This is a genomic window from Spongiibacter thalassae (genome assembly GCF_012272835.1).
Classification (GTDB): Bacteria; Pseudomonadota; Gammaproteobacteria; order Pseudomonadales; family Spongiibacteraceae; genus Spongiibacter; species Spongiibacter thalassae.
The window spans coordinates 416262-429164 of record NZ_JAAWWK010000005.1 but is presented as its reverse complement, the minus strand read 5'-3'; the positions used below and the strand labels follow the sequence as shown (position 1 = coordinate 429164).

Genomic DNA, 12903 nt, shown 5'->3' with positions numbered 1-12903 from the left:
GCACCACGGCTGAGCTTATCACAGGCACACACAAACCAATTAATGCAAACGCTCGCCCGCTGTAGGCCCCTGGGGCCGGTTACATTCGGTATTTACCGTCATCGCCACCACGCGCACGTATTCACATATTTCAAAGAAGTCCTGCTCGGCCCCCTCAGCCCCCGCCTCGTCTGCGGAAATCTGGGCAATCGCCGCAAGGTCACTGAGCGCCTCGCGGCTGTCGCTACTCAGTGCCTCCAGACTGCCGCCGTCCTTCTGCAGCTGTTTACCGGCCATCGCGAAGCCGGTTAGAAAGCCCTGTACCCACTGACCGAGACTGGCAATGCGTTGATCAAGATCCAACTCATCCCCCGGCAGCAGTAATTGCAGGGCGAGGTCATCCGACGCCAACGCGGTTTTGGCTGCGGTGTACACTCGGAACAGCTCATCGCTTTGTTCCGGGTCCGGGTTTTCAATATCCAGCAGGTCGCAGCAGTGCTTTAACCAGCCGCTGCGTTCTGTGCGACCGCCCACGGCGATAAAGCCCACCGCATAGCCATGCAGTTCCGCCGGAGACTGCAGGGCGCCCATTCCCAAAAATACATTGGCTAAATCGTCGTGATCTACTATATCGGCCATTCCGGCAATCCCAATAACGTGACATTCAAACAGGTGCGCATGGTAGCGCCCTTGCCGCCTAAAATCGAATACGCCGCCCTCGGTCATTGACCCGTGAATAGTGGCCGCTCTACTATTGAAACCTCCACAACGGGCACGGACACCAACAACAATGGATGAGCGACAACTACAGATTCTGGAACGAAAAGTGGATGAGCTGATCGAACTCTGCAAGCAGCTGGACCGCGAAAATCGTTCGCTGAAATCCGAGGCCCGCCAATGGAAGACCGAGCGCGAGCAATTGATTGAGAAAACGGACACGGCCCGCAGCAAAGTTGAGGCAATGATCCAGCGTCTGCGGGCGCTGGAGAAAGAAGCATGAGCCTCCCACCCAATCCGCCGCCCGGAGATACCACCGTGACTAAAGAGACGGTTACCGTCAAAATCCTCGACAAGGAATATCAAGTCGCCTGCCCCAGCGAAGAGCAGGTTGGCCTGATGCAAGCCGCCAAATACCTCGACCAGCAAATGCGCAGCATTCGCGCCTCGGGGAAAATCATTGGCCTGGAGCGCATTGCCGTTATGGCGGCATTGAACATCAGCTATGAACTCCGTCAGGCCAGTCTTGGCGGCGTGACCAGTGAAGCCGAGGCCGCCGCGGCCAAGCGCATTGGCGGCAAAATTGACGATACGCTGAATACTGTACGGCAACTCGACATGGGCTAAATAAAGCCTATCGGGGTAAGTCCTTAGCCCCACGACCCTGTTAACTGCTTCACACAAAAGTTATACTTCGCCCAACCCTGAGGTATTTGCCAGGCCGTCAGACCCCTGAGCCGATGCTTTTATACCCGGAACAATCCAGTCGGGATTTGTGTGCATGTCCGCGCGACGGAAAGCCTGAAAATCCCGCGGGGCGTTCCACCTTGAACCGCTGGGTTCAAGGGCCAAGCGGCCAGCGGTACCCCGGGGCCTTATCCTTGCCATCGCCAACATCGACCCGAACAGGCTCGGTATGCCATCTCACAGCGACCTTTGCACTCGCCAGTCCCTGCGTCAGCAGCTGCGCCAACGGCGGCGCGAGCTCAGCCCCCGGCACCAACAACAAGCCAGTATGGCCGCCCTGCGCCAACTGCTAAAACGCCCCGAGTTCCGACGGGCCAGACATGTCGCGGTATACCTGCCTAGCCAGGGCGAGCTACCGACTCTGCCATTGATCCGCCACTGCCAGCAACGGCACAAACACTGCTATGTGCCGGTGGTGTCGCCGAAGCAAAAACACATGACCTTTGTACACTACCGGCTCGGCCACACTCTGCGCCGCAACCGTTACGGCATTGGCGAACCCAACCCCCTGCGCCGTCGCCGAGCGGATTCACTGGATATGGTGATCGTGCCGCTGGTTGCCTTCGACCGGCAGGGCAATCGGCTGGGCATGGGTGGAGGCTATTACGACCGATGCTTCGCCCGGCGGCGACAACGCGACCAGCGCAGTAACAAACCCTTGCTGGTAGGCTGGGGGTACAGCTTTCAGCAGACTGACCACCTGCCAACAGCTCGCTGGGACGTCCCCCTTGATGCCATCGTCACCGACCGCGAATGGATCGCCTGCGCCGGTTAAATACAGCCCCCAAGGCCTAGCTAAGAAACAGTTGGTAAGCGGGGTTATCGCTCTCTTCGTGGTAGGGGTAGGCCAGCTTGTCGAGAAACACTTCAATGTCCTTGCGCTCCTCGGGAGCCGCCTGCAAACCCACCAACACACGACCATAGGCCGCTCCGTGATTGCGGTAGTGGAACAGTGAAATATTCCAGCGATTGCCCAGCTTGGTCAGAAAGTTCATCAACGCACCGGGCCGCTCGGGGAATTCAAAACGGTATAGCAGCTCACTGATCACCGCCTCAGGACGGTGACCGCCGACCATATGGCGAATATGCAGTTTAGCCATCTCGTTGTCGGTCATATCCACCACAGGATAATCCAGCGCCTGCAGGGCTTCGACCAGCTCACTGCGCCCGTCGCCACCACTGGCCACCGACACGCCGACAAAAATCTGCGCTTCCCGGGCACTGCCGAAGCGATAATTGAATTCAGTGATATTGCGCTTGCCCAATGCCGCACAGAATTTTTTGAAGCTGCCTGGCCGCTCCGGGATCGTCACACTGAGGATTGCCTCGCGCTGCTCGCCGATTTCGGTGCGCTCGGAAATATAGCGCAGGCGGTCAAAATTGGTATTGGCGCCACTGTCGATGGCCAGCAGGGTCTGCCCCTCACAACCATTTTCTTCGATATATTTTTTCAGCCCCGCCAGCGCCAACGCGCCTGCCGGCTCGGCAATGGAGCGGGTATCGTCGAAAATATCCTTGATCGCCGCGCAGATTTCATCGGTATTGGCGGTCATCACCCCGTCGATGGTTTTGCGCAGCACTCTGAATGTCTCTTTGCCAATTTGCGCAACCGCCACACCGTCGGCAAACAAGCCCACTTCCTTCAGGGTCACCCGGCGCTGCTTTTCCATTGCCACCTTCAAGCAGGCGGCATCCTCCGGCTCGACCGCAATCACCTTCACCTCAGGGCGTACATATTTGATATAGGCCGCGACACCCGCCGCCAGGCCACCCCCGCCCACCGGTACAAACACCGCATCCAACGGCCCCGTCACCTGGCGTAGAATCTCCATACCCACGGTGCCTTGACCTGCAATGACCTCGGGGTCGTCGTAGGGGTGGACGTAAACCATCCCCTTTTCTTCGACCAGTTTTTTGGCGTAGCCGGAGGCCTCGTCGTAGGTGTCGCCGTGCAGCACCACCTTACCGCCCCTGGAACGCACCGCGTCAACCTTGATCTGCGGCGTCGTCTTGGGCATAACGATAGTCGCTTTCACTCCCAGCTTCAGCGCCGACAGCGCCAGCCCCTGGGCGTGGTTACCGGCAGAGGCCGCCACTACGCCCTTGGCCCGCTCTTCTTCGGTCAGGTGCATCATCTTGTTGTAAGCACCGCGCAGCTTGAACGAAAATACCGGCTGCAGGTCTTCCCGCTTCAGCAGAATATTGTTATTGAGGCGTTTGGACAGCAGTCGCGCTTCATCTACCGGCGTGACAATGGCAACATCGTAAACGCGGGCATCGAGTATTTTTTTGATATAGCTTTGCGGCATATGACTTAACAGCTCCGATAGCGAGGCAGCGAAAAAAAGTGCAAGCCCGCAAGTCTACCGCGTCGCCGCCCAAAGCGCAGCTGCTGACGGTGGCACAGCGAGAAATCGCTGGCTGCGGAGCGCGCTTACTGTTCCACTAGGCCTCGGCAATAATAACTCCCGACAACAATGAATAAGGACACCACGATGAGTTTTTCAATGTACCAAGCCAGTATCAAACCGCTGACCACTGGCCTTAACAGCCTGAGAAGTATTCTGTTAAAGGCGGCCGACTATGCCAGGGAAAAAAATATCGACGAGACGGTGCTGCTCAATAGCCGCCTGTTCCCAGACATGTTCCCACTGAGCAAACAGGTGCAAATTGCCTGCGACATGGCGAAAAACGGTGTGAGCCGTCTCACCGAAGCCAATTTGCCCAGCATTGACGACACCGAATCCACTATTGAAGAATTGGTAAAACGCATCGACACCACCCTGGGACTGCTCGCCGGTATCGACGAAGCCCGCTTTGCAGGAAGCGCCGAGCGCGCCCTCAGCTTCAATCCAGCGCCTAATTTTTCACTCAGCTTCCCCGACGGCAAAACCTACTTGCAAGGCTTTGTGCTACCCAATTTCTACTTCCATGTGACGACCGCCTACAACCTGCTACGCCATAACGGTCTCGCGCTCGGCAAGGGCGACTTCCTCGGTAATTTTGGCGGCTCAATGGGCTAGAGCGCCAGAATAGAAAAACCCGCGCGGCCTTCGCCGAGCGGGTTCTATCTTTCTCGCCAGCTCTCACCGGGGAGCTGGACGCCTTTACAAATCAGCCGTTAAGACGCCAACCGAAACGCACCAGGGCGGTACTCGGCTGGGCCCGCCCGTCGAGGGTTTCCGGGGTGAACTGACATTTCACAATGGCCTCAAGCGCCGCGTTATCCAATCTGCTGGTGCCGCTGCTTTCCTGAACTCGCCCGTCCAGCACTTCGCCACTGGCACTCAACGAAAACGCCAGGGTGACCGTACCTTCCTGTTTCAAGCGCACTGCCGCTCTCGGGTAACGGGGTTTGTCGCAAGTGCTCCAGTCTACACTCGCGGGAACGCGCACGGCGTTCGCGCTGACCTTGGCCACTTTTTCTTCCCGCGGCGGTGCCGGCGCAACCTTCGCCTCGGCCCGCTCACGACGAGCCTCCATCGCACTGCGGCGAGCGATTTCAGCACTGCGTGCCCGCTGCTCCGCCTGCTCCGCTGCCAGTTTGGCCTCCTCTGCGGCCGCCTGCGCCGCGGCCAGTGCCGCTGCCTGCTCGGCCAGCATTGCATTCTGCTCCTGCTGTTGCAGCGCCTGCTCACGTTGACTGAAAGACGTTTCAAGGCGTTGACGCCACTCTTCAAGCACCGCGTCTTCTTCACTGGCCAACTCGCCATCAGCGAGACTGGCGTAGACCTGTACGGTGTCGATACTATCGACAGACCGCGCCTCATCACCCTGCAAATAGTTAATCAACCACGCGGCGACCCCCGCGGTCGCACATACCGCGAAAAGGACGACTGCAATAAAGGTTTCGGCCGACTGAACGGTGGCCTTTTTGTGAACCGGCTCGGCGCCGGTGTTCGCCGTCATAATGCTATTCATTATTGTTTTCTCCTCACCCGTCGACTCAGGCGGTCAAGCCAAACAGGCGACCGATACGCTTGAACACGCCACGGCGATCGCTTTCCTGCTCGGCAGGTTTGCTTTCCGCCGCCAGACGCAATGCCTGCTCGGGATTTTTTTGCAGAATATCGTAGCGGCGCACCGCGAGGTTCACACTGCCACGGAGCATCCCTTCACTCACCGGCTTACTCAGAAAACGATAAATTTGCCCGCGGTTAATCAGCTCGATGCCGTGTCCCGCATCGGCTCGGGAGGTCAGTACGATGGCGACCAAACTGGGATGGTGCTGGCGCAGTGCCGCCAGCAGATTGGTGACACTTTCGCCACCAACCGCCAACTCGGTGATAATGACCCCGATGTTCTGCTGTTCGAGAATTTCCAGACCTTCGTCGAGGTTGTGGGCAGTGAATACCGGGCGATCCCGGTGCAAGACTCGCTGCAACACTTCACGGGTGGTGCTGTCTTCGTCGAGCACCAGAATGCCGGTTTCGTTGCGAATAGCGACAGGTTCAGCCACCACCGCCTCAGGGGTCTCCTCGGCTTCAATTTCGGGAACCTGCTCTACCGCAGAGGCTCGCACTGCAGCAGCAATGGTTTCGCGCAGCTCGTTGTTGGACCATGGCTTGTTGATAAAACGGAAGATTTCACCGTCGTTTATCGCCCCCAGTATCGCACTCAGATCCGAGTAGCCGGTCAACAGCACGCGAATCGCCCGAGGGCGCATTTCCCTGGCACTGCGCAATACCTCAACGCCGGTCATATTCGGCATACGCTGATCGGAGACGATGACATCGACGTCGTTATCGCGCAATACGTCCAGCGCCGCCGCCCCGGAATTGGCGGTAAACACTTCGTAGCTGCTGCGGAACAAGGCTTTGAGCGCGACGAGAATTCTGGGCTCGTCGTCAATAAAGAGAATACGCGCTTTACTTTCCATTGCTTCTGTCATGAATATCGCCCTCTCATACCGCGCTGTCACTGAAAACGATGCTGTCTTCAGTCACCGCTTCAGATGAATTTTTTTCCGGTGCCCGAATCGGTAAGTTAATCAGGAACTCGGTACCCTGCCCCGGCGCCGACAACACATTAATGCGGCCGCCGTGGTCTTCGATAATTCTGAACACAATAGAGAGCCCCAGCCCGGTGCCCTCGCCCACCGCCTTGGTGGTGAAAAACGGCTCAAAGATATGAGCCACCGTTTCTTCATCCATACCGCAGCCGTTATCGGCAATGCTGATCTCCACCTCTTCGTCTTTTTGGCGGGTACGAATGGTCAGCTTGCCCTGGCCATTCATTGCCTGTGAGGCATTGTTTATCAGATTAAGGAAGACCTGATTGAGCTGGGACGGCGCGCAGGTAATGTCCGGTAGATCGCCATACTCTTTGACAATTTCCAGATCCTTGATCTGGTTCTGGCAAATTTTCAGCGAGGTATCAATGCCCTCATTCAGCGCAAACAATTCGGTGGACGAACGATCGACCCGACTGAAGTTCTTCAGCCCCATGACCAGTTCAGAGATTTGCTCCAGGCCGTACTGGGCATCTCCCAGGAGCATGTCAAACTCGGACTTGGACTCTTCATCAACGCTTTCTTCAATGCCGTTTATCAGCTCGCGCACAATCTGCACATTGCTGTTGGCATAGCCCAGCGGAGTATTGATCTCGTGGGCAACCCCGGCAACCATCTGACCGAGGGAGGCCATTTTTTCCGACTGGATCAGCTGGGCCTGCTGCATGCGAATATCTTCCAGTGCCGCGCTCAGATCCTTGGTGCGCTCGGCCACCAGGCCTTCCAGATTAACGTTGGCATCCTGCAGCTCGGTGTTCAGCTGATCCAGCTCATCAAAGCTGCCGCGCAGGCGCCAGGCAATAAGACCAAAGGCCAGCAGCAGCGCCGCCGCGTAGGCCGCCAGGGTTTGACGGTTGAGGTCGGCCTCCTGCTGCAATGTGCTGAAATGGCTTTCATAGCGATCGCGCAATTGGGCCAACTGCCCCGACACCGCCAATTCGGCAATGGCGTCTTGCTGGGCGTTGAGCTCATCCCGGGTAAATCGCAAACCGTCGATGGTATCCAGCAGCTGCGACAGCGCCGCCAGGGCATTGTTGTCTGTCAGGGAGCTTGCCTTCATCGCCACCCTTGCGCTGAGCTGGTCGATTACCGCGCCATTCTCTGCCGACGAAATAATGCTGTACTGCGTGGCCTCAAACATCAGCCGCTTGATATCTTCGCGCAGGCCGGGGGCTGCTTCGATAGGCGGTGCGCTCAGCAGGGACACCCCGCCTACGCGCATCGCAGAAAACAGCAGACGGAAGCGGCGCAGCTTTTCGCGGTGCTCTTCTACCAACTCCAGTTTTTTACCTGTACCTGAGCGGTAGTCGGCAAGGGCCCGATCGATCAGTGGCGACAGACCAGCCAGGCCGGTCTGGGTGTAGCTCAGGGACTGCGACACCGTTTGATAGCGTTCTCGCGCCGCCTGCAGCTCCCGCGACTCATCATCAAGAGCTAGGGGCGCGCGCACAATTGCGCGGTTCAAGCGGGTTTCGGCCTCCTTCGCGGCATCCAGTATTTCAAGACGAACGACGTGTATACCGGTTTCCAAAGGGTTTCTCAGCGTCACCCACAGCAAATAACCCAGCACCGAAAAGGCGAGCACAATGGCCAGCGGCGCAAATATGCGCTGCACGCGGAATCCACTTTGCTGGTTAACTGACTGCTGACTGCTTTCCCTTTGATCCGACTTCTCTTTTATAGTTATTCGGCTCATATCCATCTCCTACCCCCATGGGCCTAGTCACGATTTACGTGAAGCGCGAACTGTCCCGCTCGCTGCCATGCATTCCACTGCGTTATTGTTTAACGCTGTCTCGCGTTTTGATTTTCTGTCAGTGAAAGCGCCGTATTATTACACTTTTTGATTTTGGCGAGGCCCGAGGATAAAAGCCCCATTTCAAAATGTCTAGCACGATCCTTTTCAAGTGTGCTCTAGCACTCGCATTTAGCGGTGCTGAAACCTATAATTCGCCGTTCAATTTGACGGATGCATCACACTATGGATCAAGATCAGCTGAAAAAGGCGGTCGCCGCCGCCGCGATTGAAGAAGTGAAGTCGGCTATTCTCGATGGCGAGATCATCGGTATTGGCACCGGATCGACCGCCAATCAATTTATTGATCTGCTCGCGCCCTATCGCAACGAAATCAAAGGCACCGTCGCCAGTTCAGAGGCCTCAGCCCAGCGCTTGCGCAACCATGGCATCGAGGTGCTGGACCTGAACAGCACCGGCGATATCGCGGTCTATGTCGATGGCGCCGACGAAAGCAACCACCGCCTCGAACTAATCAAGGGCGGCGGCGCGGCACTGACACGGGAAAAAATTGTCGCCGCTGCCAGCGCTCGCTTTATCTGTATCGCCGACGAGAGCAAACTGGTCGATCAGCTCGGAGCCTTCCCCCTGCCGGTGGAAGTGATTCCCATGGCGCGCAGCTATGTTGCCCGGGAATTGGTCAAACTGGGAGGAAACCCGGTCTATCGCGAAGGTGTCGTCACCGACAACGGCAATATCATTCTCGATGTTTACGATTTTATGATTGCAACGCCCTGCAAGACCGAAGAACGTATTAACGCCATCACGGGTGTAGTCACCAATGGCCTGTTCGCCCTTCGCCCTGCGGACTTGCTGTTACTTGGCACCCCCGATGGCGTCAAGCGGCTAACAGCCTAAGCGCTTACACCCATCGGCTTACAATACTGATGTCGACACGGTTAACAGGCCGCCCAACTCACAGCGCAACTGATCTCCGCTGAGCAGCGGCCCCACCCCTGCCGGGGTACCCGTCAACACCACATCCCCCGGCAGAAGGGTAAAGCTCCGGCTGATTTCCGCCAGCAACTCATCCACCGGGAACAACATATCACTGCACGCACCGTCCTGCTGCCGGGCGCCGTTGCGCTGTAGTGTCAAACGCAGTTCGCGCCAGTCACCAACCTGTTGCGCGGGCACGAACGCCGATAGCGGGCAGGCCCCATCAAAGGCCTTGGCGCGTTCCCAGGGCTGGCCTTTTTTCTTTAATTCGTCCTGCAGCTCCCGCAGGGTCAAGTCCAGCGCCAGACCATAGCCAAGCACCGCTGTCATACATTCCTTGGGCGAGGCGTCACACAGGGGCTGACCGATCAACAGAGCCACCTCCAGCTCGTGGTGACAGGCGCCGCGCTGCCGGGGCAGTCGCAGGGGCGCCGTCATATCCACCAACGCCGTGCTCGGCTTCAGAAACAGCAGCGGCTGATCGGGAACCGGATTGTTCAACTCCTTGGCGTGGGCAGCGTAATTGCGACCCACACACACAACCTTCCCCGCCGGAAGTGCGCAGGCGCTGCCATCACTAAACCGGTGCTGATAGCTCATGGCGTTCCCCTCAATCAAAAATTTTACCCGGGTTCATAATACCCGCAGGGTCAAACACCTGCTTGACCTGGCGCATCAACGCCACTTCTTCGGCACTGCGGGAATAGGTCAGGTAGTCCTTTTTCAGCAGCCCCACTCCGTGCTCTGCCGACACACTTCCGCCATATCGCTTGACGATGTCGAATACCGCAACGCTGACCTTGCTGCACTGGGCAAAGAACTCCGCCTTGTCCAGGTCGTCGGGTTTGAGAATATTCAGATGAAGATTGCCGTCGCCGATATGGCCAAACCAGATAATTTCAAAGCTGGGGTACTCCGCGGTGACCAGCTCCTCGACATCCTGCAGGAAGCCCGGCACCTTTGAGATCACCGTGGAAATATCATTTTTGTAGGGCGTCCACTGGGAGATGGTCTCGGAAATATCCTCGCGCAGACGCCACAGATTGTTCAGCTGCTCCAGGCTCTGGCTCATTACTCCGTCGAGTACCCAACCCTCTTCCACACAGGACTCAAACAACGCCATCGCCTGTTCTTCGACCTCGTCGTTCAGTTTTTCAAATTCCAGCAGCGCGTAATAGGGGCACGCGGACTCAAAGGGTCGCGGCAGACCGCTGTGGGCCACGACCTTTTGCAGGGCCTGTTCAGAGAAAAATTCAAAGGCGGTCAGGTCCATCTCCGCCTGAAAGCGGTTGAACAGATTCATAATGCCATCGAAGTTTTCCACCCCGAGCACAAAGGCCGTCAGATTTTTCGGCGGTCGGGTAAGCTGCATGGTCGCTTCGACGATCAAGCCCAACGTTCCCTCGGCACCGATAAACAGCTGCCGCAGGTCGTAGCCCGCATTGTTTTTTAGCAGCCCCCGGTTCAGCTCCAGCAGGTCGCCATTGCCGGTAACCACTTTGAGGCCTGCCACCCAGTCGCGGGTCATTCCCCAGCGCAGCACTTTAATCCCCCCGGCATTAGTGGAAATATTACCGCCGATCTGGGACGAACCCGCCGAGGCAAAGTCCACCGGATAGTACAGGCCCTGCTCTTCGGCGTAGTGCTGCAATTGCTCGGTGATCACTCCCGCCTGACACTGAACGGTCCTATCGATGGGGTCGAAGTCACTGATTTTGTTCATATAGTCAAATGACACCACCAGTTCGCCCTGCGCCGCCACCGCACCGCCGCTAAGCCCGGTGCGCCCGCCCGAGGGCACAATCGCCAGGGACTCCCGTTTTGCCAGCTTGACGATGGCCTGAACCTCCTCGGCACTGCGGGGAAAAACCACCGCCAGGGGGGCCGGTTCCCAGGCCTTTGTCCAGTCGCGGCCATGGCTGAACAGAGTGTCCTCGTCGCAGCGCACCTTGTCGGCGCCGACAATGGCCTCGAGCTCAGCAATGACAGGGGCCGACGAAGGGGAGGATGGAGCAGATGACATGGCGATTTGCCTCGGAAATTGACTACGGGAAAAGCGTTTTATGATACCATAGCCGGCTTTCACTTCACCTCCTCGAGAGCGAACATCCCGATGGCTAAAACCTCCCTCGACAAGGCAAAAATCAAGTTCCTGCTACTGGAAGGCGTTCACCAGTCTGCGGTGGATGCACTTCATGCCTCCGGTTACACCAATATCGACTACTACCAGAAGGCACTGCCCGACGATGAGCTGAAGCAAAAAATTGCCGACGCCCACTTTGTCGGCATTCGCTCGCGTACCCAGCTGACCGACGACGTCTTCGCCGAAGCGAAAAAGCTGATTGCCGTCGGCTGTTTCTGTATTGGTACCAACCAGGTCGATCTCAAGGCCGCCACCGAGCACGGTGTCGCGGTGTTCAACGCGCCCTTTTCCAATACCCGCTCGGTAGCCGAGCTGGTGATTGCCGAAGCGATCCTGCTGCTGCGGGGCATCGCCGAGAAGAACGCCGCCGCCCACCGAGGCGAGTGGATGAAAACCGCCGTCGGCTCCTATGAAATTCGCGGCAAGCGCCTGGGTATTATCGGTTACGGCTCCATCGGCATGCAGCTTTCTGTCATTGCCGAAAGCCTCGGTATGGAAGTGTGTTTTACCGACGTGGTCAACAAGCTGCCGCTGGGCAATGCGGTACAAGTAAGCATGGGTGAGCTTTTGGCCACCTCGGATATCGTCAGCCTGCACGTACCGGAAACCGCTTCAACACAGGATATGATCGGCAAAAATGAGTTCGCCCAGATGAAGCGCGGCGCCATTTTGATCAACGCTTCCCGTGGCACCGTGGTCGATATCGACGCTCTCTGCAACGCTCTCAGCGACGCCCATCTGGCTGGCGCTGCCATCGACGTGTTCCCCGAAGAGCCGCGGAGCAACAGCGACGAATTCATTTCGCCCCTGCGGGAATTCGACAATGTCTTCCTAACGCCCCATATCGGTGGCTCTACCGCCGAGGCCCAGCAGAATATCGGCCTGGAAGTAGCAGATAAGCTGGTGAAATATTCCGACAACGGCACCACGACCTCGTCGGTGAACTTCCCAGAAGTCGCCCTGCCCGCCCACCCCGGCAAGCACCGCGTACTGCACATTCACCGCAACGTACCCGGCATTCTCAGCGCCATTAACCAGATATTCTCCGAGAACAATATCAACATCTCGGGTCAGTACCTGCAAACCAATGACAAAATTGGTTATGTGGTAATGGATATCGACCAGGCATCCAGCGAGCTGGCCCAGGAAAAGCTGTCACAGATTCCTGACACCATCCGCTGCCGTCTGTTGTTCTGATGACCGAGATACTCTCTGCAGAGCTGGCCGCCCTCGTCGAAAAATCGGCGGTGGTAGGCCTGAGCTATTTCGACATCAATGGCGACGCGCTTCAGCAACGCATGTTGATCGGCACCGTTGTTCGAGTTACCCCGAGTGATGGTATTACCCTGCGCCAGCCGAACGACCAGGAGTTCACCCTGCCGTCGTCGATGGCGCCGTGGTTTATCGCCCCGAAGGGTAGCTATCGCAGCAGCGACGGCGAGACGCTGGACAACCCCGACTACCTGGTCACGTGGAATGTGCACCGCTGTCAGGACAAAGACAAGCCCGAGGGTGAACACCAGTGGTGGGAGTGGGTGGCCAATACCACTCCGCCGTCAGTAGGCTGAGTCG

General features: G+C 57.5%; 14 protein-coding genes and 1 other RNA gene. 8 read left to right on the top strand and 7 right to left on the bottom strand.

Annotation, left to right across the window (positions count from 1 at the left end; translation table 11 throughout):
- Positions 1–39 precede the first annotated feature (39 nt).
- Positions 40–618: a UPF0149 family protein gene (locus HCU74_RS15220; RefSeq protein WP_168451270.1), complete on the bottom strand. Its 579-nt coding sequence runs from the start codon at positions 616–618 to the stop codon at positions 40–42.
- 151 nt (positions 619–769) lie between these two features.
- Between HCU74_RS15220 and HCU74_RS15215 the strand changes: the two genes are divergently transcribed.
- The 4 genes from HCU74_RS15215 (at position 770) to HCU74_RS15200 (ending at position 2218) form a co-directional block, all read left to right on the top strand.
- Complete coding sequence (locus HCU74_RS15215) at positions 770–979, top strand: TIGR02449 family protein (RefSeq protein ID WP_168451269.1); 210 nt, start codon at positions 770–772, stop codon at positions 977–979.
- Positions 976–1323, top strand: coding sequence for a cell division protein ZapA (locus HCU74_RS15210; RefSeq protein WP_168451268.1), 348 nt, complete (start codon positions 976–978; stop codon positions 1321–1323). Before HCU74_RS15215 ends, HCU74_RS15210 begins: the two co-directional genes overlap by 4 nt.
- 71 nt (positions 1324–1394) lie before the next feature.
- A non-coding RNA gene (ssrS, locus tag HCU74_RS15205) (6S RNA) lies at positions 1395–1574 on the top strand.
- A gap of 38 nt (positions 1575–1612) precedes the next feature.
- Positions 1613–2218 (top strand): 5-formyltetrahydrofolate cyclo-ligase, encoded by a 606-nt coding sequence (locus HCU74_RS15200; RefSeq protein ID WP_168451267.1) that lies wholly within the window; start codon positions 1613–1615, stop codon positions 2216–2218.
- Positions 2219–2234: 16 nt separating this feature from the next.
- Here the strand turns inward: HCU74_RS15200 and ilvA are convergent, their stop codons facing one another.
- On the bottom strand, positions 2235–3752 hold the full coding sequence (ilvA, locus tag HCU74_RS15195) for a threonine ammonia-lyase, biosynthetic (RefSeq protein ID WP_168451266.1): 1518 nt from the start codon (positions 3750–3752) through the stop codon (positions 2235–2237).
- Positions 3753–3938: 186 nt separating this feature from the next.
- On the opposite strand from ilvA, the gene HCU74_RS15190 reads away from it, so the two are divergent.
- Entirely contained in the window at positions 3939–4466 is a 528-nt protein-coding gene (locus HCU74_RS15190; protein ID WP_168451265.1) for a DUF1993 domain-containing protein, read from the top strand.
- Positions 4467–4557: 91 nt separating this feature from the next.
- Here the strand turns inward: HCU74_RS15190 and HCU74_RS19865 are convergent, their stop codons facing one another.
- The 3 genes from HCU74_RS19865 to HCU74_RS15175 are packed head-to-tail and all read right to left on the bottom strand — an operon-like array spanning position 4558 to position 8150.
- Positions 4558–5364: an energy transducer TonB gene (locus tag HCU74_RS19865; protein WP_210425307.1), complete on the bottom strand. Its 807-nt coding sequence runs from the start codon at positions 5362–5364 to the stop codon at positions 4558–4560.
- A 25-nt stretch (positions 5365–5389) separates the two neighbouring features.
- Positions 5390–6334 carry a response regulator gene (locus HCU74_RS15180; protein WP_168451264.1) on the bottom strand — a complete coding sequence of 315 codons (945 nt, stop codon included), beginning with the start codon at positions 6332–6334 and terminating at the stop codon, positions 5390–5392.
- A gap of 13 nt (positions 6335–6347) precedes the next feature.
- Positions 6348–8150, bottom strand: coding sequence for an ATP-binding protein (locus HCU74_RS15175; RefSeq protein ID WP_168451263.1), 1803 nt, complete (start codon positions 8148–8150; stop codon positions 6348–6350).
- Between the two features lie 285 nt (positions 8151–8435).
- Here HCU74_RS15175 and rpiA point away from each other — a divergent pair, with 285 nt between their 5' ends.
- On the top strand, positions 8436–9107 hold the full coding sequence (gene rpiA, locus HCU74_RS15170) for a ribose-5-phosphate isomerase RpiA (protein WP_168451262.1): 672 nt from the start codon (positions 8436–8438) through the stop codon (positions 9105–9107).
- Between the two features lie 18 nt (positions 9108–9125).
- On the opposite strand, the gene HCU74_RS15165 is transcribed toward rpiA, so the two are convergent.
- The gene (locus HCU74_RS15165) at positions 9126–9788 is read right to left on the bottom strand and encodes a fumarylacetoacetate hydrolase family protein (RefSeq protein WP_168451261.1); all 663 of its coding nucleotides are present in this window, start codon (positions 9786–9788) and stop codon (positions 9126–9128) included.
- 10 nt (positions 9789–9798) lie between these two features.
- The gene (locus HCU74_RS15160) at positions 9799–11211 is read right to left on the bottom strand and encodes an FAD-binding oxidoreductase (protein WP_168451260.1); all 1413 of its coding nucleotides are present in this window, start codon (positions 11209–11211) and stop codon (positions 9799–9801) included.
- 90 nt (positions 11212–11301) lie between these two features.
- On the opposite strand from HCU74_RS15160, the gene serA reads away from it, so the two are divergent.
- Both serA and HCU74_RS15150 read left to right on the top strand, forming a co-directional pair.
- Positions 11302–12528: a phosphoglycerate dehydrogenase gene (serA, locus tag HCU74_RS15155; protein ID WP_168451259.1), complete on the top strand. Its 1227-nt coding sequence runs from the start codon at positions 11302–11304 to the stop codon at positions 12526–12528.
- Positions 12528–12899 (top strand): hypothetical protein, encoded by a 372-nt coding sequence (locus tag HCU74_RS15150; protein WP_168451258.1) that lies wholly within the window; start codon positions 12528–12530, stop codon positions 12897–12899. Before serA ends, HCU74_RS15150 begins: the two co-directional genes overlap by 1 nt.
- Positions 12900–12903: the final 4 nt, after the last annotated feature.